The organism is Luteimonas sp. RIT-PG2_3, assembly GCF_054902115.1.
Genome location: NZ_JBUBPF010000002.1, coordinates 16,552 through 43,211 on the forward strand (window position 1 = coordinate 16,552; position 26,660 = coordinate 43,211).

The window sequence follows — 26,660 nt, forward strand, 5'->3', positions numbered from 1 at the left end:
TGCAGGGGCGGCGGCATGCGCCTGCTGAAGCGCCAGCTCCAGCTCTGGCACCGCTGGTTCGGCATCGTGCTGTCGCTTCCGATCCTGCTGTGGTTCGTGTCGGGTGCGGTGATGGTGTTCGTGGCGTTCCCGCGGTTGTCCGATGCCGAGCGTCGTGCTGGCCTGGAGGCGCTGGCGCCGACAGCGTCATCGACGGGCGTGCCAGGAGCGGACACGCTGATCCCACCCGACGTCGCGGCCAGGCGGGCCGGCATCGAAGGCGTCCCGGCGAACGCGCGGCTGGGCATGCTCGGTGATCGGGCGGTCTGGCGACTGCTCGATGGCGAGGGCGGGCTGCACGTGATCGCCGCCGATGGCGGTGCGATGCCAGATGAGGTCGACGCGACTCAGGTCGACGCGAACGCCGCGCTGGCGATCACCAGCGCCTTCCAGGCGCGCGCCAGTGGACGCACGCCCGTCCTGCGCCACGACGGCCTGGTCGATGTCGACCAGTGGACCATCAACGGCATCCGCGACCTGCGCCCACCGCTGCACCGCTTGCGCGCCGACGATGGCCGCACGCTGTACGTGTCGCAGGTCAGTGGCGAGGTCGTGCGCGATGTCAGTGCCGCGGAATCGTTCTGGGGCTGGCCCGGCGCGGTCATGCACTGGATCTACCTGCTGCCGCTGCGTAGCAACGGACCGCTGTGGAGCAGCGTCGTGCTGTGGCTGTCGGGTATCTCCTGCGTGGTCGCACTCAGCGGGCTGGTGATCGGTGTCTGGCGCAGCGTCGATGCCTGGCGCCGTCGTCGCCAGTTCAGCGCCTATCGCGGCCTGTTCTGGTGGCACCACCTGCTGGGATGGACCGGCGGCCTGCTGGTGCTGACCTGGCTGTTCAGCGGCTGGATGTCGATGGGACCGTTCGATGCGCCGCCCAATACCACGCTGCTGGAATGGCGCCGCGCATGGAGCGATACGCCGGCCCGCTGGACCACGGCCCTGCGGCCACCGGCATGGAGTACGGCGCAGGCCGGCATCGTCGATGGTGGCCACGTGCGCGACAACCCTGTCATCGAGATCGGCCTGGTCTGGCTGGGCGGGCAACCGTGGTATCGCATCGGCCGCCGCGATGGCAGGGTCGATTGGCAGTCTGCCGATGCCACGGTCGAAGGATCGCCCGATGTTGCCCGGCTGATCGCGCATGCGACGCAGGCCAGCGGCAGCCGCCTGCTTGCGCAGACACGACTGGATCGGTACGACGTCCATTACCTGCAGCATCCGCATCGCGATCCGAAGCCGCTTCCGGTCTACAAGGTCGAACTGTCGGATCCGGCGCGGACCTGGTTCTACGTGTCCGAGCCAGGCGCCGAGATCGTCGGCATCAGCGACCGGACGACGCGGCTGGATCGCTGGCTCTACCAGGGACTGCACAGCTGGGACTTGCCGTGGTTGCTGCAGCATCCGCGCCTGCGCGAGGCGCTGCTGTTGCTCGGACTTGCGCTTGGCACAGCGTTGAGCCTGACCGGATTGATCCTGGGGTGCAGGCACCTGGGGCGGGTGACGTTCCGTCCCCGGCGCTGACGCGCTGATCGGCCGAATCGCTCTCCCGCGGTTTCCCTTTCCTCTTTCCTTTTATCCGCGCGCATAGCGCGGTGCTGTCGACGCGCTGCTGTCGTTTACCAGGTCTGCACCGTGCGGAACACCGGATACAGGCGGTCGTCGGGATCCCATGACGCATGCCGCTTCGAGAAGAACGCGATGCGTGCGCGGGGATCGCGCACGAACTCGGGATCGTTCGCCAGGCGTTGCGTGAAAGCCTGGGCGACCTCGGGATCGCGCAACTGTTCCAGCGCGATGTCCTCGGCGACGTAGGGTTCCAGGTAGGCGCCCGATTGCAGCGCCGCGTTGAACTGGCCCCAGGCCAGCAGCGAGTCCGGCCCGGCGGGTTCGAACAGCGTCGCGATCAGGCGCGCATGCGCCTGGCCGCTGGGCACGAACAGCGTGCCGGCCGCCAGCGTCCGCTGTTCCGGCGCCCAGCGGCCGACGACGGTGGCGCGTTGGCGGCCTTCGGTCGGCACCGCGTCGAGCTTGACGTCGGTGGCGCGAAAACTTTCCAGTGCGACATCGGCGATGGCGGCATCGAGACGGCGATACGCGATCCCGTGCAGGTCCAGCAGCGCCGCCACCTGGGTGGCGTGCGCGGGCTGCACCAGATAGCCGCCGCGGGGCAGGGTCACGGTCACCGACGGTGCCAGTTCGTCGCGCAAAGGCACCCGCCAGACCTGCGGCCTGCGCTCGTCGTAGCGGATCAGTACGCCTCCGGTGATCGCTGACGGCGTCTGCGTGTAGGCGTAGCCACGGAAGTCGATGTCGCGCGCGCGTTCGGTCGCCTTCCAGTCGAGCACGACCTCGTGGCCGCCCAGGGCGCTGGCACGGGCATCGGCCGCCTTCGCCGCCTGCAGCCAGTCGCGGCCATGTCGCGCAGTCTGTTCGACCAGGTCGACGATCAGGTTGCGGGTGATGCGCACGCGTACCGCGTAGTCCTTCCAGGCATGCGTTTCCAGCAGCAGTGCGTAGCGGTTGCGCTGCGGCAGGTAGCCGGTGGAATAGCGCGGCGTGTAGACGCTGTCGACGAAGCCGGACGTGGGCTCGTCGCGGCGGGCCAGCGTCGGGTAGAACGGCAACGGCAGCGAGCCCTGCGCCGACAGGCGCGCCAGCAGCGATGCGCTCAGTGCCTTGCCGTGCCTGGCCAGGGTGGTGTCGCCCGAGCGCAGGGGTTCGAGCTGCACGGAGACGTCGTGTTCGAACTGCGCGCCATTGGTGACGTGCAGGTCGGCATGCAGGATCGGATCCCAGGCGTTGATCAGGCCCAGCAGTGCCCGCGTCTCCGGCGCGTCGGCCTTGATGAAGTCACGGTTGAGGTTGAGGTTCTGCGCGGTGTTGCGGAGGCCGCTTTCTTCCGGGCCACGCTGGTTGGGCCGGTTCCAGCGACCGAAGCGCTCGTGGCCGTCGGCGTTGTAGACCGGGATGAACACCACGACCAGCTTGTCGAGTGCATCGACGACCGGCACGCCGGCATCGCCGGCCAACAGCTGGCGCAGCGCCAGGTAGCCGGCATCCTTGCCGTCGATCTCGCCGGCGTGGATGCCACCCTGGATCAGCAGCACCGGCAGGCCGCGTGCGCGCGCCAGCTCCGGCGTCAAAGCACCGCTGCGCGAGACCGCCAGCGCATGCAGCGGGCGACCTTCGGCGCTGTGGCCGAACGCGAAGGCGCGGACCGCATCGGGATAGGCGCGAGCGAAGGCCGCGTTCAACTGCGCGACTTCGGCGTAGCGGCCGGTGCGGACGAAGCCGGAGCGCTCGGACGCGGTGATCAGCGCCGGATCCTGGGTCAGCACCTGATCTGCGCCCAGGGGCGCCGCGTGCAGCTCGCTGGCCAACGCCAGCGCGAGCAGGCCGGACACCCACAGGGGCGTCGGGCGCCTGTGATCGGAGGGATGACGTCCGTGGGTCATGGCATGCCTCGTCGGCGGGAGCAGGGAACTTCGTCGCGGCGCCGCGCGCTTGGCGCGCGTCGGCTCAGATCAATCCGATCACGCGTCCGGCGATCGTTGCGGCCAGCCATAGCAGCAGCGCCGACGCGGCCAGGCCGCGGAACGCGAATCCGCTGCGATCGTCGCGCAGCGCCTTGCGATGGATCCACAACTGCAGGCCGAGCGCCGCGACCAGCAGCACGATCTTGATGCGGAACGCGGGATTGACGTAGTACTTCAGCGGATCGGCGACCAGCATCCAGGTGCCGGTCGCGACCACCAGTGCCAGACCTGCCCACAACCAGGGCTTGAGCGCCTGTGCGACGTTGCGGGTCTGGGCCGCGCGCAGGCCGATGCCGAGCACGCGCAGGTCGATGACCAGCGCCGTGCCGCCGAGCAGGGTCAGGCCCAGCAGATGCGCGGCCATGATCAGGCCGAAGTAGAGGTAGTTGGCGCCATTGAAGGTCTGGCTGACCGGCGTTTGCGACAACCAGGCAAAGGCTTCGTAGAGGGACGACACGGCAGGGTTCCGGTGGCAGGACGGGGTGGGTGCGATGGCGTTGGCGTGACGCGCCACGCGCTCCGCGCTAGACGATGAAGGCGATCAGGCGGCCGGCAACAATGATCGACGTCCACAGCAGCAGCGACACCGAACCGGCGAGGCGCGCCTGCCATGGCGGTCGCGGCAGCGCGTCCCAGGCCTGCAGGTTGCGCGACAGCGACGCATGCCAGGCCAGGACATTGATGCCGGCCAGCACCAGCAGGGCCAGCTTCGCCTGCAGCGCGGGGTTGGTGTAGATCCGCGAGGCCTGCGGTGCGAACAGCAGGAAGCCGGTGACGAACATCGCCACCGCGCCCAGCCAGGTCAGCGGCAGCACCTGCCGGCTGAGCCGGCTGATCGGCACGCCGCGCAGCAGCACGCCGAGCAGGCGCAGGTCGACGATCGCGATGGTGCCGGCCAGCAGCACGATCGCGACCACGTGCAGGATGTTCAGCGCGGGAAACAGGTACAGCGATTCGCGGATGGCGACGCTGAAGCCGGCGTCGTAAAGGTGCTCGGACGCATCATGAAGCAGTGACATCGGGAGGATCCGCCCAGGCCGTCTCGACAGGAATCAGCGCGCGGGCGTCGCAGGCGCAGCTGCCGGCGTGCGTGCCGGGTCGCCGGGGCCGCCATCGCCTGGCGTGCCGCCGTTGATGACGCGGCCATCGGGCAGGGTCACCAGGCGACCGTCGACGATGCGCGCGCCGGTCTTGGCCAGGTAGCCGTTGATGACCAGCACATCGCCGATCTTGATGTCGCCCTTGCCGAAACCGCGACGCGACAACGCGCCGGGACCTGCGCCTTCGATCGCCCAGCTATGCACAGCGCCACGCGCATCGACGACGTCGATGTGGAAGTAGCTGTGCGGATTGGTCCACTCGATCTTGGTCAGCTTGCCGGTCAGGCGGATGGGCTTGTTGGCATCGAACATCGCCGCGAACGAATGATGTGCGGACGCCACGGTGGAAACCAGCAGCAGGGCGGCGGCGAGGGGGAACAACAGGCGTTGCTTGGGTGTCATGGCGGAGGACCTGGGCGACTCTGGATGGGGATGAACGGGGTGGCTGCGAGTCTAAGAGGCACTGCATGCGGCGCGTTATGACAAGACGGGCATTGCAAAGTCCGCGTTGTCGCTGGCCGATCGCGCAGGCGCGGCACACCATGCGTGCTTCGCCATGCAGCACAGGGCACGACCCGTGAACGATCTCCAGCGCGCGCGCATGCTGCCATCAGGCAAGCCTTCATCGAGCAGGCCGTCATCGCACAGACCGTCATCGCACAGGCCGGCGCGTCGCCGCATGGCCCTGGCTGTGGCGACTGTCGCCGCGATGTTCGCAGCGCTGGCCGCATCGGCCGATGTCGGCAACGAAGACGTGCTGGCGCATCGTGAACGCATGAATGCCGCGCAGGACCTGAAGTACGAAGTGCTCGATGGCTTCGATGCCACGGACCTGTCGCGGGTGGGCGATGCCGCGACGCGGATGCTGCCGCTGCTGGATCTGGAAACCGGTTACTGGCAACGCAGCGGTCTGGCCGACATCCAGGCGCTGGCGGTCGAGAACCGCGCCTACGCCGAGCGCGTGGCCCAGGTCGCCGCCAGCGGAGATGCCGATGCGACGCGAGAGGCCTGGGCCGACCTGGAGCGCAGTTGTTCCGGTTGCCACGACCTGCAGCCGCAGTTGCGGCTGGGCACGCCCGGGTCAGCGCACTGAGGCACGCGCGCGGACCGGTGCATCCCTGAAATCGCGCCAGTGCGGCACGCTGGTGTCGGCGGGTGGTGTGCCGGTCGCCAGCGCCTCGGACAGGTCATGCCGCGACAGCTGCGGCAGTAGCGATGCGATCAATGCACGCGTGTGGTCGCGCAGCACGCGGTCGCGGCGCAGCAGCAACCAGGTCGTGCAGACCGGGAACAGCGTGTCGGCGGGGATCGCGACCAGATCGGGCTCGTCGTCGTTCAATGCCATCTCGGCCAGGATGCCGACGCCCAGACCGCTGCGGACGTAGGTCTTGATCAGGTCGGCGTCGCGTGCGGTCATCGCGATGTTCGGCGCCAGCCCCGCGGCCTGGAACGCGCGCCGCAGCGAGGAGTCCGGGCTGCGCGTGGACTCGTAGCTGACCAGCGGATAGTGGAACAGGTCCTCCAGCGTGATCGCGCGGCCCAGTCGCGCCAGGCGGTGCTGCACCGGCACCAGGATCACGCGGTCCCAGTGGTACAGCGGCAGGGCGATGTCGGCCTCGGGCGTGCCGCCACCGCTGCTGACGATGGCGATGTCGGTCTGTCCGGCCTTCAGGCGCGCCAGCGATTCGCTGTCGCCGCCCGGCGCCAGGTGCACCGCCACCGACGGGAAGCGCTTGTTCAAACGCGACAGCGCACTCGGCAGCACGTGGCGGGCCTGGGTATGCGTGGTCGCGATGTGCAGTTCGCCCTGGCTGTCGCTGCGCAGGTTGGCGCCGAGCGCACGGATGTTGCTGGCGTGGTCGAGCAGCGCACGGGCGTGCTCGAGCACCTGCTCGCCTTCCGGCGTCAGCGCGGTCAGGCTGCGCGCGCGTCGGGTGAACAGCAGGAAGCCCAACTCGTCCTCCAGCCGCTTGATCTGCTTGGACAGGCCGGACTGGGTGGCGTGGACCTTCTTCGCGGCGACCGTGATGTTGAGACCGGCGTCGACGATGGTGGTGAAAAAGCGCAGCTGGGTGAGCGTCATGTCATGCAGGGGGAGTGGGGGAAGCGGGCCGGACCGGTGGCGCCGGAGCGCAGGTGGAGTCGGGCCGGATTCAGATTAGCCCCGGCATGACGTCCGTGCCGCCGCCGGCAGATGACGGTGTGTCGCCTGCATATGCCGAAAAGGTCATAAGCAGGCCGCGGCAGGCGACGCCCCGCCGCGGCGGCCGTGCGCGCGGCCCGGGGCGTCCGGCCACGGTGGCGATGACCTGCGGGGACCCCTTGCCTGCGCCGCGATATGACCAGGTCGTCTTTGGACAAAAAGGACTCAGCAGGCGCCTGCAAATCATTTAACGGATCCGCAGCGAACTGGCAGATTTCCGCTCGGTCGCCGCGTGGCGGCCTGATGCATCGCACATGAAAGGGGATCGATTTCCCGACAGCGCCGGACGCGCAGGAGTGGGTTTCATGGGTGCAAGTGGGAGGCGGGCGACCGCCGACCAGGCATTACACGACCACCTTGCGAGGACACGTTCCATGTTGGATCCGATCATCACAGCGCCCGCGGCTGTCGCCGGGCGCAAGGCCTTCCTGACCCGCGATCAGCGCCTGCTGCGCCGGAGCGCGCTGTCGCTGGTCGTGGCGCAGTTGCTGCTGCCCGCACTGGCGCTGGCGCAGGCGCGTCCGGACGCCGCCGCCGAGCCGTCCGCCGATCGCACCGCCGTGCAGCTCGACGCGGTCAGCGTCACCGGCTCGCGTATCGCGCGGCTGGACTACGACAGCAGCAGTCCGCTGACCACGGTCACCGAAGAGACCATCGAGTCCACCGGTGCGCTGACGGTGGAAGAAGCGTTGAACCAGTTGCCGCAGGTCGGCCTGGGCGCCAACAAGACCAATGCCGGCTGGGGCGGCACCGGCCAGGCAACGCTGAACCTGCGCGGCCTTGGCGCGCAACGCAACCTGGTGCTGCTCGATGGCCGCCGCCTGCAGCCGTCCACCACCGACAACGTGGTCGACGTCAACAGCATCCCGACCGCGCTGATCTCGGGCGTGGAGATCATCTCCGGTGGCGCGTCGGCGGTGTATGGCTCCGATGCGATCGCCGGCGTCGTCAACCTGCAGGTCAAGAACGATTTCGAAGGCGTGCAGCTCGATACCCAGTTCAGCCAGTACGGCAAGGGCGATGGCGATGCCACCGATATCGCACTGACCTTCGGCGGCAACTTCGCCGACGGTCGCGGCAACGCGGTGCTGTCGTTCTCGTGGAGCGAGCGCCAGGGCGTGGACTACATGTCACGCGAGTTCTTCCGCAAGAATCCGGGCGGCACCGACTTCCGCATCCAGACCGGCACCTACGAGTTCGGCGCCAACCTGCCGACGCAGGCCGCCGTGGATGCGGTGTTCGCGCAGTACGGCGCGGCGCCGGGCCGCGTGCCGGTCACAACCACGACCTACCTGGGATTCAACGACGACGACACGCTGTTCCTGGCCAACAAAGGCCCGTTCAACTGGCGCGGATCGGACAGCCTGCTCAACAACACCGGCACCCAGCTCAACAACCTCAACCAGGACTCGCTGATCCAGGTGCCGCTGGAACGCCAGACCGCGTTCGGTCGCGCGACCTTCGACGTCACCGACAACGTCGAGGCCTACGGCCAGTTCAACTGGTCCAGCCTCAGCAGCTATGTCACCGCCGAAGCCGGCAACACCGGCATCAGCGTGCCGGTGTCCAATCCGTTCATCCCTGACGACCTGCGCACCATCTTGGCATCGCGCACCAACCCCAATGCCAACTTCACGCTGCACAAGCGTTTCGGCGAAGCCGGTCCGCGCACCTTCGAGCGCGACTTCGATACTTGGCAGTTCCTGGCCGGTGCCAAGGGTCGCCTCGATGCCGTCAATGGCTCCTGGGACGTGTATGCCAGCAAGGGCCGCACCCGCGTCGGCGAGGTCAGCAACGGCGCGGTCATCAGCCAGTCGCTGAACACCCTGATCAATGCCGCCGACGGTGGCGCCAGCCTTTGCGCCGGCGGCTACAACCCGTTCGGGCTGACCACGTTGTCGCCCGAGTGCAGCAAGTACCTGGTCGCGCGGACCCACAACGAGACCGTGTTCGAACAAGACGTGCTGGAAGCCAACCTGCAGGGCGGTCTGTTCGACCTGCCGGCCGGTGAAGTGCGCTTTGCCGCGGGCCTGGGCTGGCGCCGCAACCGTTACGACTTCCAGCCCGACCACCTGATCGAAAGCGGCGGCATCGTCGGCGTGCCGTCCAAGGGCGCCAGCGGCGGCAGCACCAGCGTCAAGGAGCTGTACCTCGAAACCCTGGTGCCCTTGCTGTACGACAAGCCGTTCGCGCATTCGCTGGACCTCGGCCTGGCGTACCGGTATTCCGACTACGACCTGTCCGGTGGCGTCGACACCTACAAGGTCGACTTCAACTGGGCGCTGACGCAGAACCTGCGCCTGCGCGGTGGTTACCAGCGCGCGGTGCGTGCGCCCAGCGTCGGCGAGCTGTACGTGGCCGCGCAGACCGAATCCAACAGCTATGGCCTGGTGGCGAATGGACAGGGCGACCAGTGCGAAGCCGGCAGCCCGCTGCGCCGTGGCGCCAATGCGGCGGCGATCGAGAGCCTGTGCCTGGCGCAAGGCGTGCCGGCTGCACTGCTGGGCAACTACATCGACACCCAGCGCGAATCGCTGGCGACGATCTCGGGCAACACCGGCCTGAAGCCGGAGACGGCCGATACCTACACGCTTGGTGCGGTCTGGCGTCCGGAAGGCAGCGGATTCTCGCTGGCGGTCGACTACTTCGACATCAAGGTCACCGACGTCATCGGCACGCTGACCTCGGTCCAGGTGCTGGCGGCCTGCTTCAACCAGGACGGTTCCAATCCGGCGTACTCGGAAAGCAACTTCTACTGCTCGCAGATCCAGCGCAATGCCGGTACCGGTCGCATCGACAACATCTACAAGCCCACCTACAACATGGGCAGCCTGGAAACCAACGGTATCGACCTGCAGCTCGACTGGGCAGGCGAGCTGGGCAACGGCGCCGGCCTGAGCGCGGGCTCGGTGGTCAGCTGGGTCGACAACTACGACGTGCAGACGCTGAAGGGCGGCATCGTCTACGACTACGCCGACACCGTGGGTTATGTCCCCGAGTGGAAGGCCGTCAGCCACGTGCGTTACGCACAGGGCCCGGTCAGCGTCGGCCTGCGCTGGCGTTACCTCGGCGCGATGCAGCACTCGTCGAAGGTCACCAATCCGGCCTCGACCACGCCGGGCATCGACGCATACAGCTACTTCGACCTGTTCGGCAACTGGAAGCTCAACGACACCTTCTCGTTCCGCGCCGGCATCAACAACCTGCTGGACAAGGAGCCGCCGCAGGTCGGCGGTACGCCGGGCGCCACCCAGGCCAGCACCTACGACATCTACGGCCGCCAGTTCTTCGTCGGCGTGACCATCAACCTCTGACCACCCTCAGTACACCCACCAGAACGCTCCAGGAGCACCTTTCATGAAAAAGACATTCTTCGGCTTCATCGTCGCCGTCGGCCTGCTGGTCGTCGGCATCCAGACCGTCTCGGCGCAGGCCCTGGTCGGCCGTCAGCTGCCCGACAAGCCGCGCGTGGGCATCGGCTACTACAAGGTTCCGCCGGGCAAGCACGACGAATGGCTGGCGCTGTACAAGCAGTGGCATCGTCCGATCATGGACGAGCAGATCAAGGCCGGCGTGACCCTGAGCAGCACCGTGTACGTGCTGAGCAGCCACCAGTTCAATGGCGATTACGACTTCGCCATCGTCAACGTGTCGCCGGCCGAGCCAAAGTCGCTGGGCATCTCGCGCGGCGAGCTGATCCGCAAGCTGTTCCCGGACATTGAGGCCTATGTCGCCGGCGAGCGTCGTCGCTGGGAGCTGACCATCAACCATTCCGACACCAGCCTGGTCGAAGTGGATATCTCGGAAGACGTGCCGTCGGTCTATTACCCGATCATCAACGGCAAGATCGTGCGCTGAGTTCGAGACACGCGCGACAGCAGAAGCCGGACACGCAGGTGTCCGGCTTTTTTGCGTTTGTTCAAAGGAGGGGGGACTGGCTACGCGCGGTGCCGAGGCGGCATCAACCGCGGTGCGGGTGCGCCAGGTAATCCGCGCTCTGCATCTCGATCAGGCGCGACGCCGTGCGCTCGAACGCTGCGGCCAGGCGCTCGCCGGTGTACAGCGCGGGCGGCGGCGCATCGGCGGTACAGACCAGGTTGACGTGGCGGTCGTAGAGCTCGTCGATCAGGGTGATGAAGCGGCGGGTGGCATCGTTGCGGGTGTCGCCCAGCGCCGGAATGCCGCCCAGCAGCAGGGTGTGGAATTCGGTCGCGATCTCGATGTAGTCGCTGGCGCCACGCGGGCCTTCGCACAGGGCGTCGAAATCGAACCAGGCCATGCCCTTGCAGCGCGCGCGCACCGCGATGCGTCGGCCGTTGAGCTCGATGCCGGCATCGCGATGCGCATCGTCGCCGCCGAGCGCGTGCCAACGCTGTTCCAGCCAGTCGTCGGACTGCGCGTCCAGCGGCGTGCGATAGACCGGCGAACGCGTCAGCGCGCGCAGGCGATAGTCGGTATCGCTGTCCAGGTACACGACCTCGCAGTGCTGCTCCAGCAGCGCGATCGCAGGCAGGAAGCGCGCGCGCTGCAGGCCGTCCTTGTACAGGTCGGCCGGCGCAGCGTTGGAGCTGGTCACCAGCACGATGCCTTCGGCGAACATGCGCTCGAGCAGGCGCGCCAGCAGCATCGCGTCGCCGATGTCGCTGACGAAGAACTCGTCGAGCACCAGCACGCGCAGCTGGCGGCGCCATTCGCTGACGATCTGGGCCAGCGGGTCGCGCTGGCCGGCGTGCACGCGCAGCTGCTCGTGGACTTCGCGCATGAAACGGTGGAAGTGCGTGCGGCGCTTGCCGCCCAGGCGCGCGTCGAACGCGGCCTCCTGCGGGCCGGCGATGCCATCGCTCTTCAGCGGTGGCAGCGGCAGGTGTTCGTAGAACAGGTCGATCAGGAAGGTCTTGCCACGCCCGACGCCGCCCCACAGGTACAGTCCGGGCGGGGCATCGCCATCGCCTGCGGAGCGCCCCAGCAGGCGACCGAGCAGTCCGCCGCGCGGCGCCGGTTGCAGCAGTGCGGCGTGGATGCGGTCGAGTGCGGCCAGCGCATCGTGCTGCGCCGGGTCGTTGCCCCAGTCGCCGCGCGCGGCACCGGCGCGGTAGTGTTCCGACGGCAGCGCCGCCACGGCCGGATCACGCATCGGTGGGGCTGGAGGTCGCTTCCGGCAGGTAGGGACGCACGCCGTGGCGGATCGCGCCGCGCAGGTCGATCATCTTGCGATGGAAGAAATGCCCGGTCTCGGGCATGCGCACCAGCTCGGCCTGCGCGCCCGCGCTTTCCAGCCAGTCGTAGACCGCCTGCGGGTCGACGATCTCGTCGTCCTCGCCCTGGATCACCAGCCACGGCATCGTCGGCAGCGCGATGGCGTCGAAATCCCAGCGTCCCGCCGGCGGCGCGATCGAGATCAGCATGCCGGGGTCGAGTTCGTTGGCTGCGCGCAACGAGACATAGGCGCCAAAGCTGAAGCCCGCGAGCCAGACCGCCGCCTGTGGCCGCTGCGCGCGCACCCAGGCGAACACCGCCCTGAGGTCGTCGAGCTCGCCCTCGCCGTTGTCGAAGCTGCCCTCGGATGCGCCGGTGCCGCGGAAGTTGAAGCGCACCGCGGTCGCGCCGAGTTCGCGCAGGCTGCGCGCGACCATCGTGACGACCTTGTTGTGCATCGTCCCGCCCTCGGTCGGCAGCGGGTGGCAGACCACGATGACCAGCGGACGGATCTCGCCGGCGGGATCGGGGACTTCGACGGCCACTTCCAGCCCGCCGGCCGGACCCGGCAGGGTCAGCGTGGCATTGCTGTCGGGAAAGGGGGTGTCGGGAGACGTGGGACTCTGCATGCGTTCCATGATAGGCGCTGGAGCCCGATCCCGCAGCCGCGCGCCGTGCCGCGCGGCGGAACGCAATGATGCAGCGGCCGCGATACCTGTTGCTTGTTGCTTGCGGCCGATCAGCGCGTGCGCAGGTCGAACCCGATCAGCAGCGGATCATGATCCGAACTGCGCCACGGCGAGCTGCGATGTTGTTCGTCGATGGCGTCCTGATAGCCGACGTTGTCGGACTCGTCGGCATTGCTGTGCCATTTCGCCGCGCCCACGATCCGCTGCGCCAGCGCCGGGCTCAGCAGCGCATGGTCCAGCCGGCCGGCCTGGCCGTCGAAGATGAAGCTGTGCGCGGGCACCTGACCGGGCGGAGGCGCGAACGCGTCCTGCCAGCCCGCTTCGAGGAAGACCCGGATCGGGTCTTCCTGGGCGTAGGCGTTGAAGTCGCCGATGATCGCGACCAGCTTGCTGGACGCGCGCGTGGGATCGCTGTCGAGCCAGTGCTTCAGGCGTTGCGCGGAGTCCACGCGCACCGCGTTCCAGCAGGCCTGGCCGTCGCCCTGGTCGCGGTCGTCGCCCTGGGCCTCGTTGCAGCCCTTGGATTTGAGATGGGTGGCGACGACCACGAAGGCCGGGCCGTTGCCGGCACGGAAGGCCTGCGCCAGCGGCACGCGGCTGCGCGTGTCGAAGGGGCCGCCTTCGAGCACCGCCGGTGCGCCAGTCGGGCGCACGCGCGAGGCGCGATAGAGCAGGCCGACGCGGATCGCGTCGGTGCCCGGGCCCTGGCCGGTCTCGACGAAGCGCCAGTCGGCACCGCCGGCATTGAGGGCGGCCGTCAGCTGGGCAATGCTGGCGTGGCGGTCGTAGCCGTCGTTTTCCAGCTCCATCAGCGCGGCGATGTCGGGGTCCAGCGCCTGGATCGTCGCCACCAGCTTGGCCAGCTGCCATTGCAGTTGCGCCGGCGTGCGCGCGCCGCGCGGGGTCGGGAATCCGCCGCCGCGGCCATCGCCGTTGAACAGGTTCTCGAGGTTGAAGCCGGCGATGCGGACATTGCCGGCGACCGTCGGCGGCTGCGGGCGCGGCGCCGGCTCGATCGCGAGCGGTGCGGTCAGTTGCAGGCGGTACTCGCCCCAGCGCTGGTCGAGGATGCCTTCGGCCGCGGTCACCACGCTGCCGCTGCGCGGGGGCGCGGACGACGCGCCATCGGGCAGGTACCAGATCCGCGCAGGGCGCTCGGCGGCGCTGGCATCGTCGAGCAGCAGCTTGCGGCGGGCATTGTCCTGCGCCACCTGGCGCGCGGCCTCGCCGGGCGCGGCGACTTCGGTCGGCATGAACAGGCGGCCATCGAAACTGGCGACCAGCACGCCACGACGCTGCAGGTCGTGCTGGCCGGTGATCGTCAGCGGCGCGTCGATCCGCAGCAGCATGCCTTCCAGCGCTTCCCAGTCCTGCGGGGGTTCGGTGATCGCCAGTGGCACGACCGTGCCCTGGCCGGTGACCGCGATGGCGCTCGGCCGCAGCGCGGTCAACGAGCGGCCATCCTCGCGGCCATGCTCGACCACGGTGCCGCTGACACGCACACGGTCGCCGCGCCTGGCCTGCGGCGAGGTATCGCCGTCGGCGAGCACGAACAACGCATCCGACGTCGTCGGGTCGCCGTCGCCGGCATCCTGCACGAACCAGCCGCCGAGGTCGGCGCTGAAGTCGGCCGTGACCACGCCCTCGATCGTCACCGGCTGGCCCAGCAGCGGGCTGTGCGCCTCGCGGCCCTGCACGACGCCGATGGCGACCGCGGTGGTCGCGGGCAGGTCGGCGCGCGACGCCGGCTGTCCGCAGGCGGTCGCCAGGCCGATGGCGAGCGCGGCGGCCAGCAGCAGGCGCGGCAGGACAGGCAGGGACATGGCGACTCCGATCAGGACAGGGTGGCCGCAGGCGCCTGTGGTGGCGCCTGGCGCGGGGGCCAGATACGACAACGCCGCCCGGAGGCGGCGTCGTGCAGGTGCGCCGAGACGCGGCGCGACCAGAATACTGGAGGTTTACTTCAGGTTGGCGATCATCCAGTCGATCGTCGCGTGCATCTGCTCGTCGGTCAGCGCCGGATTGCCGCCCTTGGCCGGCATCACGCCGGCAGCGCCGGTGAAGCCTTCGATGGAATGCTTGTACAGGGTGTCCTTGCCCTGAGCGATGCGGGCATCCCAGTGCGCATGGTCCAGGGTCGGCGCGCCGCCGGCACCGGAGGTGTGGCAACCGGTGCACAGGTTCTGGTAGATGACCGCGCCATCGAGCGTGCCGCCGTAGGCGACCTGCGAGGCAGCGGCCGCAGCGGCAGCCGCAGCGGCGGCGGCCTGCGAGGCGGCACCGGTGGCGCCCGCGTAGACCGACCCGGCCGGGCTGATGCGCGATTGCGTCTGGCGCTGGGCGGCGGGGCTGACTTCCGGCGGAATCACGCCGTGCAGCAGGTAGGCGGCGAGGATCAGGCCCCCGGTCACCACCACCAGGAAGCCGATCACCATCGAGAAATGCTTGAGGAATTCGAGATCGTAATTGCGCACGTCATACCCTTGGCACGTGGCCGACGGGCCACAGCTAGCCATGAAGTATAAAGCCATCGCCAAAAAAGTCAGCGTTGTCGCTGACAGTGGCCCGCGGTCACCCCCTGCCCAGGCCTGACCCGGTCCGTCCGGTCCCGCGTTGGCGGGCGCGTCGGGGCCGAACGCGAGAGGCCTGACGCGAGCGATGTGGCCCGCCTGCCGCTGGCAGGAAGGCCATCGCGATCGCTGGGCCGGGGTGGCGGTCCGTGCGGGCCCCGCGCGCCTCGCGCGTAGGCGGCCGCTGGACCCAGCCGATCTCCCGCGCGCTGCACCGTGGCCCGATCGCGTCTCCGGCAGGGGCCCGGATCGCCGGCGCAACCTCCACCGCGCCAGCGCGATCCGTGGCGCCGGGCAAGCCGCCCAGATGCGTCACTTGTTGACCTCAGGTGTCCCGGCAGCGGCGCGATGCTGAGCCACAGGTCTCGAATGGTTGGCACAACATCGCGGATCTGTGATGGCCGACAAATTCGACGGGATTGCCTGGCGCGCGTTCGCATGGATGAAAAATGTCTTTTTCGTGCAAATGCGCAGTTTTCTGCACGTCGAACTGTGCCCGGTTGCCCCGAACTGCCCCGACGAACGGAGTAGGGTCGGCGTCGGGGAAATAAAGTTTTTGTTTCGTTAATGCCAGGCCGTTGCCGGGAGCGATTCCATCGGTGGCGGAATCACAGCCTCTGACGAGGTGCAGGAGTGGCCTCCGGGCCACTTGCGGGTGATTGATGAGAGGGAACGGGCGCTGCGGACACGGCAGCGCGTCGCTCAGGGCATGCGGCAGGGGGGCAGCATGATGGCCAGGGACCCATCCACATCTGCGCAATGGCGAAGCCGTTGGCTGACGCCGTCGCTGCCCGCGTGGTTGCGGTTCGCCATCCTGTCGGCCCTGCTGTTGGCCACCGTGTTCGCCGTGCCGCAGGTGCGGGCGCAATCGGTGACCAACACCGCGACCGCCACCCTGCCCAACACCATGACCTGCGCCGCACCTGCGGCGGGCGGCGTCTGCGCTTGGTCGGCGGCGGACACCGACGCCCTGGTCTCCTCGCAGTTGGCGCTGGTGAAAACCGCCAGCGCCGCCAGCTTCGTCGTCGGCACTGCCGCGAGCTACACCCTGACGGTCACCAATGGCGGCGCCGCGGCAACGACGCTGGCCGCCACCGTGACCGATACCGTTCCGACCGGCCTGGCCATCGGCACCTTGCCGGCGGGTTGCGTGCTGACGCCCGCGGGCAGCCAGACCGTGGTCTGCACGATCGCCGCCGGCCTGTCGAATGTCGCCGGCGCGAACACCCGCAGCTTCGTCATCCCGGTGACGCCGACGATTGCCGCGGCGGCCCCGGGGTTGACCAATACCGCCACGATCAGTGGCGGTGGCGATGCCGGTTGCCCGGCCGAAGCGCGCTGCAGCAGCAGCGTGTCGACACCGGTGCTGCCGACGGTCGTCGCCAATCCCGACACCTTCAACGTGGCCGCGGTCGGCGGCACGACCGCCAGCGTGGTCGCCAACGATCGCAGCAATGGCCTGCAGGCGGTCATCGGCAGCAATGTCTCGCTGACGGCCGGCACTGCGCCGACGCCAGGCGTGGGCAGCATCGCGATGTCGCCCGACGGCACCATCGTCATCGCCGCGGGGACCACCGCCGGCAGCTATCCGTACCCCTACACCCTGTGCACGCTGCCGACGACGGCGCCACCGACCTGCGCCAGCACGACCGCGACCGTCGTGGTCGGCACCGCGCAATCGCAGGCGCTGACGATTGCGTTGTCCGGCAATGCCGATGCCGATGGCAGCGGCAGTGTCAGCTATCGCGACGTGCTGAGCTACACGGTGACCATGACCAACACCGGCAATGCACCGCTCGACGACGTCGCCGTCAGCGCGCCCTCGCTGTCGCCGGCGACGATCAGCTGTGCCAGCGTCGCGCCTGGCGCGACCTGCGTGCTGACCGGCACGCATACCGTGTCGCAGGCGGACACCATTGCAGGCGTCATCACCACCAGCGCGACCGCCACCAGTCCGATCTGCGCGAGCGGCAGTACCGCGCCCGGTTGCGTGGCTACGCTGGATACGCCGGTGCTGGCGCTGTCGTTGTCGCTGACCAACGTCCTGAGCGCCAATGCCGATGGCGATGGCAGCGGCACGGTCACGCTCGGCGACGTGTTGACGTACACGGTGACGGCCACCAACACCAGCACCGCCGGCAACCTGGCCAATGTCGACGTCCGTAACGACAGGACCGTTCCGGGCACGACCGCCTGCGCATCGGTGGCGCCGGGCGCCAGCTGCGTGCTGGTCGGTACCCATGTCGTGCAGCAGGCCGACATCGATGCCGGCCAGATCGTTAGCGCCGGTTCGGCGCAGTCGCCGATCTGTCCGGTGTTCGCCGTCGGCGCGCCGCAACCCGCGCTGGACTTCGGCCAGTCGAACTGCTTCGCATCGCTGACCACGCCGGTGGCGCAATCGCAATCGCTGGTGTCGGCCAAGACGGTCACCACGACCGGCCCGTACGCGCTCGGCGCGACGATCGGCTACAGCATCGCGGTGACCAACACCGGCACCGTGACGCTGGCCGGCGTCGTTGTCGCCGACGTCATGCTGGGCACCAGCCAGACCTGCGCAACCGTTGCGCCAGGCGCCAGTTGCACGCTGACCGGCGCGCATGTGGTCGTGCAGGCCGACGTCGACAACGGCCAGATCGCCAATGTCGCCACCATCACCACGCAGACGCCGGGGGTCTGCCCGGCCGGCGATACCAGCGCAGCCTGCAACCCGACGGTGACCACGCCGATCACGCAGGTGTCCGCGCTGACGTCGGCCAAGACCGTGACCACGACCGGTCCCTATGCGCTCGGCGCGACGATCGGCTACAGCATCGTCGGCACCAACAGCGGCACGGTGACGCTGACCGGTGTCGTCGTCGCCGACGTGCTGCTGGGCACCAGCCAGACCTGCCCGACGCTGGCACCGGGCGCCAGCTGCACCCTGGTCGGCAACCATGTGGTGACCCAGGCCGACGTCGACAGTGGGCAGATCGCCAACACTGCGACGATCACCACGCAGACGCCGGGCGTCTGTGCGGCCGGCAACACTACGCCGTCCTGCAATCCGACGATCACGACGCCGATCGCGCAGGCCGGTGCACTGACCTCGGCCAAGACCGTGACCACGACCGGCCCGTATGCCGTGGGCGCGACCATCGGCTACAGCATCGCCGTGACCAACACCGGCACGGTGACGCTGGCCGGCGTCGTCGTGACCGACACGATGCTGGGCACCAGCCAGACCTGCGCAACGCTGGCGCTGGGGGCCAGCTGCACGCTGACCGGTACTTATACCGTCACCCAGGCCGACGTCGACAATGGCGCGGTCGCCAACACCGCGACGATCACGACGCAGACGCCGGGCGTCTGTCCGGTGGGCGATACCACGCTCGCGTGCAACCCGACGATCACGACGCCGATCACGCAGGTGCAGTCGCTGACCTCGGCCAAGACCGTGACGACGACCGGTCCTTACGCAGCCGGCTCGACCATCGGCTACCGCATCTCGGTGACCAATACCGGCACCGTGACGCTGAGCGGCGTGGTCGTCGCCGACACGATGCTGGGCACCAGCCAGACCTGCGCGACCGTTGCGCCCGGCGACAGCTGCACGCTGACCGGCAACCACGTCGTGACGCTGGCCGATGTCGCCAACGGCGAGATCGCCAACACCGCGACGATCACCACGCAGACGCCGGGCGTCTGCCCGGCCGGCGATACCTCGCCCGCCTGCAATCCGACGATCACGACGCCGGTCGCGGCGACCGTGGTCGCCAATCCCGACACCTTCACCGTCGCCGCGGCGGGCGGCACGACCGCCAGCGTGGTCGCCAACGATCTCAGCAACGGCGTGCAGGCGGTCATCGGCAGCAATGTCACGCTGGCAGCGGGCACGGCACCGACGCCAACGGCCGGCAGTATCACGATGGCGCCCGACGGCAGCATCACCGTCACCGCCGGCACCACCGCCGGCAGTTATCCGTATCCGTACACGATCTGCTCGATCCCGGCGACCGTACCGCCGACCTGCGGCACGGCGACCGCGACCGTGGTCGTCGGCGCCGCGCAATCGCAGACGCTGGCGGTCGTGCTCGGCAGCAATGCCGATGGCGATGGCAGCGGCACGGTCAGCTATCGCGATGTGCTGACCTACATCGTCACGATGACCAACACCGGCAATGCGCCCCTCGATGACGTCATTGTCAGCGCGCCCTCGCTGTCGCCGGCCACGATCAGCTGCGCCAGCGTGGCGCCGGGCGCCAGCTGCGTGCTGACCGGCACGCACACCGTGTCGCAGGCGGAGACCACCGCAGGCGTCATCACCACCGATGCGACCGCCACCAGTCCGATCTGCGCGGCCGGCAGCACCGATCCGGGCTGCGCGGCGACGCTCGCCACGCCGGTGATCGGATTGTCGTTGTCGCTGACCCATGCGTTGACCGGCAACGCCGATGGCGATGGCAGCGGCACGGTCAGCGTCGGCGACGTGCTGACCTATACGGTGACCGCGACCAACGCCAGCAGCGGCGGCAACCTGGCCAATGTCGAGGTCCGCAGCGACACCACCAGTCCCGCCACCACGACCTGCGCGCTGCTGGCGCCCGGCGCAAGCTGCGTCCTGGCCGGTACCTACGTGGTGCAGCAGGCCGATGTCGATGCCGGCCAGATTCTCGCCGCCGGTTCGGCGCAGTCGCCGGTGTGCCCGGTGTTCGCGGTCGGCACCACGCCGCCAGCTCCCGCCTTTGGCGAATCGACCTGCTATGCGGTGGTGACGACGCCGCTGGCGCAGAGCGAGTCGTTGGCCTCGGCCAAGACCGTGACGACGACCGGTCCTTACGCAGCCGGCTCGACCATCGGCTACCGCATCTCGGTGACCAATACCGGCACCGTGACGCTGAGCGGCGTGGTCGTCGCCGACACGATGCTGGGCACCAGCCAGACCTGCGCGACCGTTGCGCCCGGCGACAGCTGCACGCTGACCGGCAACCACGTCGTGACGCTGGCCGATGTCGCCAACGGCGAGATCGCCAACACCGCGACGATCACCACGCAGACGCCGGGCGTCTGCCCGGCCGGCGATACCTCGCCCGCCTGCAATCCGACGATCACGACGCCGGTCGCGGCGACCGTGGTCGCCAATCCCGACACCTTCACCGTCGCCGCGGCGGGCGGCACGACCGCCAGCGTGGTCGCCAACGATCTCAGCAACGGCGTGCAGGCGGTCATCGGCAGCAATGTCACGCTGGCAGCGGGCACGGCACCGACGCCAACGGCCGGCAGTATCACGATGGCGCCCGACGGCAGCATCACCGTCACCGCCGGCACCACCGCCGGCAGTTATCCGTATCCGTACACGATCTGCTCGATCCCGGCGACCGTACCGCCGACCTGCGGCACGGCGACCGCGACCGTGGTCGTCGGCGCCGCGCAATCGCAGACGCTCGCGGTCGTGCTCGGCAGCAACGCCGATGGCGATGGCAGCGGCACGGTCAGCTATCGCGATGTGCTGACCTACACCGTCACGATGACCAATACCGGCAACGCGCCGCTGGACGATGTCGTCGTCGCGTCACCGCTGCTGTCGCCGGCGAGCAACAGCTGTCCCAGCGTCGCGCCCGGTGCGAGCTGCGCGCTGACAGGCACACATGCGGTGTCGCAGGTCGATGTCACGGCCGGCGTGGTCGCCATGACCGCCTCCGCCACCAGCCCGATCTGCGCCGCCGGCAGCACCGATCCCGGTTGCGCGGCCACGCTCGATACCCCGGTGATCGGACTGTCGTTGTCGCTGGCCACTGCATTGACCGCAAATGCCGATGGCGATGGCAGCGGCACGGTCAGCGTCGGCGATGTGCTGACCTATACGGTCACGCTGACCAACACCAGCTCCGGCGGCAACCTGGCCAATGTGCAAGTGCGCAGCGACCGCACGGCACCGGCGCTGGCAACCTGCGCGCTGGTGGCGCCCGGCACGACCTGCGTGCTGGTGGGCACCTACACCGTGCAGCAGGCCGATGTCGCCGCTGGCCAGATCCTTGCTGCCGGTTCGGCGCAGGCGCCGGTCTGCGCGGTATTCCCGGTCGGCACCACGCCACCGCCGCCGGCCTTTGGCGAATCGACCTGCTTCGCGCAGATCGCCACGCCGGTCGCCGCGACGATCACCGCCAATGCCGACAGCTTCGTCGTGCCGGCCACCGGCGGCACCACGGCCAGCGTGGTCGCCAACGACTTCACCAACGGGCAAGCCGCGCTCATCGGCAACAATGTCACGCTGGCGCCCGGCACCGCGCCCACGCCTGCGGTCGGCAGCATCACGATGGCACCCGACGGCACCATCACGGTCACCGCCGGCACCAGCGCCGGCAGCTATCCCTATGCCTACACGATCTGCACACTGCCGGCGACGGCGCCCCCGACCTGCGGTGGCGCGACCGCCAGCGTCATCGTCGGTGCCGCGCAGGCGCAGGGGTTGACGATCGCGCTGACCGGCAACGCTGATGGCGACGGCAGCGGCACGGTCAGCTACCGCGACGTGCTGACCTTTACGGTGACGATGACCAATGCCGGCAACACGCCGCTCGACGATGTCGTCGTCAGCGCACCCGCGTTGTCGCCGGCGACGATCGGCTGCGCCAGCGTCGCACCGGGTGCGAGCTGCGTGCTGGTCGGCACGCATGCGGTGTCGCAGGCCGACACCACCGCGGGCGCGGTGACCACCACGGCCTCGGCGACCAGCCCGATCTGTTCCGCCGGCAGCACGTCTGCCGGTTGTGCTGCGACGCTGTCGACACCGGTGACCGCATTGTCGTTGTCGCTGAGCCATACCGTGACCGCGAACGCCGACGGCGATGGCAGCGGCACGATCACCGTCGGCGACGTGCTGACCTACACGGTGACGGCGACCAACACCAGCAGCAACGGCAACCTGGTCGATGTCGATGTGCGCAGCGACAGGACCGTGCCCGCGACGACCACCTGCGCGACGCTGGCCCCCGGCGCGACCTGCATCCTGGTGGGCAGCTACACCGTGCAGGCTGCCGATGTCGCGGCCGGGCAGATCGTCAGCGCCGGCTCGGCGCAGGCGCCGGTTTGCCCGGTGTTCGCGGTTGGTACCACGCCACCGCCACCGGCCTTCGGCGAATCGGCCTGCTTCGCGCCGATCACCACGGCGGTGGCGGCGACGGTCGTCGCCAACGACGACAGCTTCAATCTCCCGGCAGGCGGTGGCACCAGCGCCAGCGTGGTCGCCAACGACTTCAGCAATGGCCTGCAGGCCGTGGTCGGCAGCAATGTCACGCTGACGCCCGGCACCGCGCCAACGCCTGCCACCGGCAGCATCACGATGGCCGCCGACGGCAGCATCGTGGTCGCCGCCGGCACCAGCGCCGGCAGCTATCCCTACGCGTACACGATCTGCGCCCTGCCGGCGACGGCGCCCCCGACCTGCGGCGGCGCGACCGCCACGGTGATCGTCGGTGCCGCACCATCGCAGACCTTGACGGTCGTGCTGACCGGCAACGCCGACGGCGACGGCAGCGGAACGGTCAGCTATCGCGACGTGCTGACCTATACGGTGACGATGACCAACACCGGCAATGCAACGCTGGCCAATGTCGAGATCACCGCGCCGCAGCTGGCGCCCTCAAGCCTCGTCTGTGCCAGCGTCGCTCCCGGTGCGACCTGCGTGCTGGTGGGCACGCACGCGGTATCGCAGGCCGATACCACGGCCGGCACGGTCACGATCAATGCCACCGCCACAAGCCCGGTCTGCGCAGCCGGCAGCCCCGACCCAGGCTGCACGGCGACGCTGGCGACGCCGGTCACCGCCTTGTCGCTGTCGTTGTTCAACGTGGCGACCAGCTACGCCGACAACGATGGCAGCGGCACCCCCACGGTGGGTGATGTCGTGACGTTCGTGGTGACGGCAACCAATACCAGCGCCGCCGGCAATCTGATCAATGTCGAGGTCCGCAACGACATCACGACACCGGCAACGAACACCTGCGCGTTGGTGGCCCCCGGCGGCACCTGCGTGCTGACCGGCACGTACACGATCCAGCAGGCGGATCTCGACGCCGGCGAGTTCGTCAGCGGTGGCTCGGCACAGTCCGCGGTCTGCCCGGTGTTCGCGATCGACGCGACGCCGCCACCCCCGGTGTTCGGCGAGTCCAACTGCTACTCGGTCGTGTTCAGGCCAATCGTGCGTGCGCTGACGCTGGTGTCGTCCAAGACCGTCACCACGACCGGACCCTATGCGCTGGGTGCGACGATTGACTATCTCGTCGAAGCCGCCAATGTGGGAACCGCCACGCTGACCGGCGTGGTCGTGACCGATCCGATGCTGGGCGTCAGCCAGACCTGCGCCACGCTGGTCGAGGGCGCCACCTGCTCACTGGTCGGCAGTTACGTGGTGACCCAGGCCGATGTCGACAACGGCCAGATCGCCAACACCGCGACCATCACCACGCAGACACCGGGCGTCTGCCCACCTGGCGATGCCAGCCCGGTCTGTCATCCCGAGGTCGTTACGCCGATTGTGCAGGCTTCTTCGCTGGCCTCGGCCAAGACGGTCACCACCAGTGGGCCCTATGCGCTGGGTGCCACGATCGGCTACAGCATCGTCGTCACCAACACTGGCACGGTGACCTTGACCGGTGTCACCGTGGCTGATCCGATGCTGGGTGCAAGTCAGACCTGCGCCACGCTCGCCGCGGGTGCCAGTTGCACCCTGGTCGGCAACCATGTGGTGACCCAGACGGATGTCGACAATGGCCAGGTCGCCAATACCGCGACCGTCACCACGCAGGTGCCGGGTGTCTGTCCCGTCGGCGATACCAGCCTGGCCTGCAATCCCACCGTCACCACGCCGCTTGCGGTATCGACGATCATGGTGTCCAAGCGCGTCGATGCGAGCGCGCCGGTGCAGCGTGGTGCAACGCTGACCTACACGCTGTCGGTGACCGTGGCCGATGCGGCGACGACGCAGCCCCTGACGCTGACCGACACCCTGGGCGGCGGGCTCGACTTCGGCGGAGTGACGAGCGCCGGCAGCTTCACCTGCAGCGGCGCGCTGGTCTGCACGCTGCCGGCCGGCACGCCCGTGGGCACCCATGAGGTCAGCTACATCGCGACCGTGGGCGCGCAGGCGACCGGCGCCGTCAGCAATGCGGTGGTCGCCAGCAATCCGCCTGGCGGCGATCCCGATCCGGAATGCAATGCCTGCACCACCTCGACCGACGTCGCGCTGCCGGGCATGGTCGCCAGCAAGACCGCGACGCTGAGCGTCGACGACGGCACGCCCGGCGTCGGCAATGTCGGCGATGTCATCGCCTATGCGGTGTCCGTCACCAATACCGGCAACACGATGCTGCAGGACCTGGTCGTGCTCGACAGCCTGGCCGGTGCCGCGCCGACCACGCTGGCCTGCGCGCCGACGACACTGGTGCCGGGGGCCGTGGCCGTCTGCGAGGGGTATACGCATACGATCATCGCGGCCGATGTCGGCGACGGCGGCCAGCTGCGCAACGACGTCACCGCGACCGCGAGCGCGCAGATGGGCAGCGCAACGGTGACGGTCACCGCCGAAGCATCGGCGACCCTCGCTGTCGAGGCCGACCAGGCCCGCGTGCGGCTGGTCAAGCGTGCGATGCCCGCCAATGTTGTCGTCGGCGACCTGGTGCGCTACACCGTGATCGCCGAGAACACCGGCCTGATCGATGTCGTCGACGGCACCCTGGTCGACACACCGCCCGCGGGTTTCCACTACGTCGCCGACTCGCTGGTGGTCGAGGATCGCGACGGTGTTGGCCGGCTGGCCGGCAGCCATCCGATCCGTATCGACCAGCTGGACATCGCCGCCGGCGAGACCGCAAGCATCAGCTACCTGCTGCGGGTCGGCGCCGGCGTGCGTGCGGGCATCCACACCAACAGCGCCTACGTGCTCGACAACGGCAATGTTGTCTCCAACCTGGCGACGGCGGACGTGCAGATGGTCGGCGACCCGATGCTCGACGAGTCGTTGATCCTCGGCACGGTATTCGATGACCGCGACGGCGACGGTTGGCAGGACAGCGCCAGCCTGGGCGAGGTCCACCTGCGGGGCGGGTTTGCCGCATCGGCCTATGTCGCCCACTCGACCACGCTCGATCGCGGGCAGGGACCGGTGCCGGTGCCGGATGCAAGCGCGCCGATGCTGCATGGCCTGTCGATCGGCACGATCGCGGGGCGCCAGTCCGATGCCGATCCGGCAGGCGCGCGGCGCATCGTGGTCAGCCAGCAGTTGCGCACGCTGGCGTTCACCGATGACTTCGTGCTGACCGCCGCCGAGGGCATCCGCGTGCACATGGACGCGGCCGGCCATACCCGCATCGCGCGCGACGGCGGCGAAGCCGGCAAGGGGCTGGGCAGCGCCGAGCCGATCGTCGAGCGCCGGGTCAGCCAGCTTGCCGATGGCTATCGCGTCGACTATGTCATCGCCAATGCCGGCGTCGAGGAGCGCGGCATTCCCGGCGTGCGCATCGCCTCGGTCGAAGGACTGCTGATCGAAACCGACCAGTTCGGCCGCTACCACCTGGCCGGCGTGACGCCGGGCGGCGCCGGACGCGGAAGCAACTTCGTGCTGAAGGTCGACCCCAGCACGTTGCCGCCGGGCAGCACGATGACCACTGCCAATCCGCTGCTGCGTCGCGTGACGCCGGGCCTGCCGGTGCGCTTCGACTTCGGCGTCAAGCTGCCGCCGGGTCTGGTCGAGGGCGGTCGGCGCGAGGTCGAGATCGAGCTGGGCCAGGTGGTGTTCGCAGAAGGCAGCGCGGAGGTGCGCCACCCGTACCTGCCGCTGGTCGACCGCGTCGTCGACAACCTGCGCGCGCATGGCGGCGGCGAGGTGGTGATCTCGGCCAACGGCGAAAGCCCGGAACTGGCCTACGACCGCGCGAAGGCGGTGCAGGCGCGATTGCTGGCGGCGCTGACACCCGAGCAGGCCGGCATGCTGACGATCAGCCTGCGCAGCGATCTTGCCGATGCCGACAGCACGCTGTTGTCGCTGGCACCAACGCCTCTGCTGGGCGCGGTGCTGTTCGACACCGACCGCGCGGAGATCAGGCCGGAATTCAAGGCCGTCATCGCCCGCATCGCGGCCGACATCGAAGCGATGGGCGGCGGCGTGGTCGGCATCGTCGGACATGCCGATCGCCGCGGCGCGCTGGCCTACAACGATGCCTTGGGCCTGCAGCGTGCCAAGGCCATCCACGCGGCGATCGCCGCCCAACTCAGCCCCGAGGCACGCAGTCGCCTGCGGGTCGACATCGATGCAAGCCCGACAGCCCCTGTCGGCATCCGTGAGCGATAGGGGG

15 protein-coding genes are annotated in these 26,660 nt (G+C 69.0%); 6 read left to right on the top strand and 9 right to left on the bottom strand.

Going from position 1 to position 26,660, the window contains the following annotated elements:
* Positions 1-15: 15 nt before the first annotated feature.
* Positions 16-1,560, top strand: a complete 1,545-nt coding sequence (locus tag ACYX7E_RS02965; protein WP_462079070.1) for a PepSY domain-containing protein — start codon at positions 16-18, stop codon at positions 1,558-1,560.
* 95 nt (positions 1,561-1,655) lie between these two features.
* Here ACYX7E_RS02965 and ACYX7E_RS02970 read toward each other — a convergent pair whose 3' ends face one another.
* The 4 genes from ACYX7E_RS02970 to ACYX7E_RS02985 form a co-directional block, all read right to left on the bottom strand.
* On the bottom strand, positions 1,656-3,494 hold the full coding sequence (locus tag ACYX7E_RS02970; RefSeq protein WP_462079071.1) for a M14 family zinc carboxypeptidase: 1,839 nt from the start codon (positions 3,492-3,494) through the stop codon (positions 1,656-1,658).
* A 64-nt stretch (positions 3,495-3,558) separates the two neighbouring features.
* Positions 3,559-4,032, bottom strand: a complete 474-nt coding sequence (locus tag ACYX7E_RS02975; protein WP_462079072.1) for a DUF6644 family protein — start codon at positions 4,030-4,032, stop codon at positions 3,559-3,561.
* Positions 4,033-4,099: 67 nt separating this feature from the next.
* Positions 4,100-4,594, bottom strand: a complete 495-nt coding sequence (locus tag ACYX7E_RS02980; protein WP_462079073.1) for a DUF6644 family protein — start codon at positions 4,592-4,594, stop codon at positions 4,100-4,102.
* A gap of 33 nt (positions 4,595-4,627) precedes the next feature.
* Positions 4,628-5,077, bottom strand: coding sequence for a DUF6152 family protein (locus tag ACYX7E_RS02985; RefSeq protein ID WP_462079074.1), 450 nt, complete (start codon positions 5,075-5,077; stop codon positions 4,628-4,630).
* A 277-nt stretch (positions 5,078-5,354) separates the two neighbouring features.
* Between ACYX7E_RS02985 and ACYX7E_RS02990 the strand changes: the two genes are divergently transcribed.
* Positions 5,355-5,768 carry a cytochrome c gene (locus ACYX7E_RS02990; RefSeq protein WP_462079075.1) on the top strand — a complete coding sequence of 138 codons (414 nt, stop codon included), beginning with the start codon at positions 5,355-5,357 and terminating at the stop codon, positions 5,766-5,768.
* Here the strand turns inward: ACYX7E_RS02990 and ACYX7E_RS02995 are convergent.
* Positions 5,757-6,758, bottom strand: coding sequence for a LysR substrate-binding domain-containing protein (locus ACYX7E_RS02995; RefSeq protein ID WP_462079076.1), 1,002 nt, complete (start codon positions 6,756-6,758; stop codon positions 5,757-5,759). The genes ACYX7E_RS02990 and ACYX7E_RS02995 overlap by 12 nt on opposite strands.
* A 494-nt stretch (positions 6,759-7,252) precedes the next feature.
* Between ACYX7E_RS02995 and ACYX7E_RS03000 the strand changes: the two genes are divergently transcribed.
* Entirely contained in the window at positions 7,253-10,192 is a 2,940-nt protein-coding gene (locus ACYX7E_RS03000) for a TonB-dependent receptor (RefSeq protein WP_462079077.1), read from the top strand.
* 43 nt (positions 10,193-10,235) lie between these two features.
* Positions 10,236-10,736 (top strand): hypothetical protein, encoded by a 501-nt coding sequence (locus ACYX7E_RS03005; protein ID WP_462079078.1) that lies wholly within the window; start codon positions 10,236-10,238, stop codon positions 10,734-10,736.
* A 103-nt stretch (positions 10,737-10,839) separates the two neighbouring features.
* On the opposite strand, the gene zapE is transcribed toward ACYX7E_RS03005, so the two are convergent.
* From zapE to ACYX7E_RS03025, 4 genes are all read right to left on the bottom strand, one after another.
* On the bottom strand, positions 10,840-12,012 hold the full coding sequence (gene zapE, locus ACYX7E_RS03010) for a cell division protein ZapE (protein ID WP_462079079.1): 1,173 nt from the start codon (positions 12,010-12,012) through the stop codon (positions 10,840-10,842).
* The gene (locus ACYX7E_RS03015; RefSeq protein WP_462079080.1) at positions 12,005-12,703 is read right to left on the bottom strand and encodes an alpha/beta hydrolase; all 699 of its coding nucleotides are present in this window, start codon (positions 12,701-12,703) and stop codon (positions 12,005-12,007) included. The genes zapE and ACYX7E_RS03015 overlap by 8 nt, the downstream gene beginning before the upstream one ends.
* A gap of 110 nt (positions 12,704-12,813) precedes the next feature.
* Complete coding sequence (locus ACYX7E_RS03020) at positions 12,814-14,586, bottom strand: ExeM/NucH family extracellular endonuclease (protein ID WP_462079081.1); 1,773 nt, start codon at positions 14,584-14,586, stop codon at positions 12,814-12,816.
* Positions 14,587-14,721: 135 nt separating this feature from the next.
* Positions 14,722-15,237 carry a c-type cytochrome gene (locus ACYX7E_RS03025; protein ID WP_462079082.1) on the bottom strand — a complete coding sequence of 172 codons (516 nt, stop codon included), beginning with the start codon at positions 15,235-15,237 and terminating at the stop codon, positions 14,722-14,724.
* A 493-nt stretch (positions 15,238-15,730) separates the two neighbouring features.
* Between ACYX7E_RS03025 and ACYX7E_RS03030 the strand changes: the two genes are divergently transcribed.
* A complete protein-coding gene (locus ACYX7E_RS03030; protein ID WP_462079083.1) occupies positions 15,731-15,901 on the top strand; it encodes a hypothetical protein in 171 nt (56 codons plus the stop codon).
* A gap of 231 nt (positions 15,902-16,132) precedes the next feature.
* Positions 16,133-26,656, top strand: a complete 10,524-nt coding sequence (locus ACYX7E_RS03035) for a DUF7507 domain-containing protein (RefSeq protein ID WP_462079084.1) — start codon at positions 16,133-16,135, stop codon at positions 26,654-26,656.
* Positions 26,657-26,660: the final 4 nt, after the last annotated feature.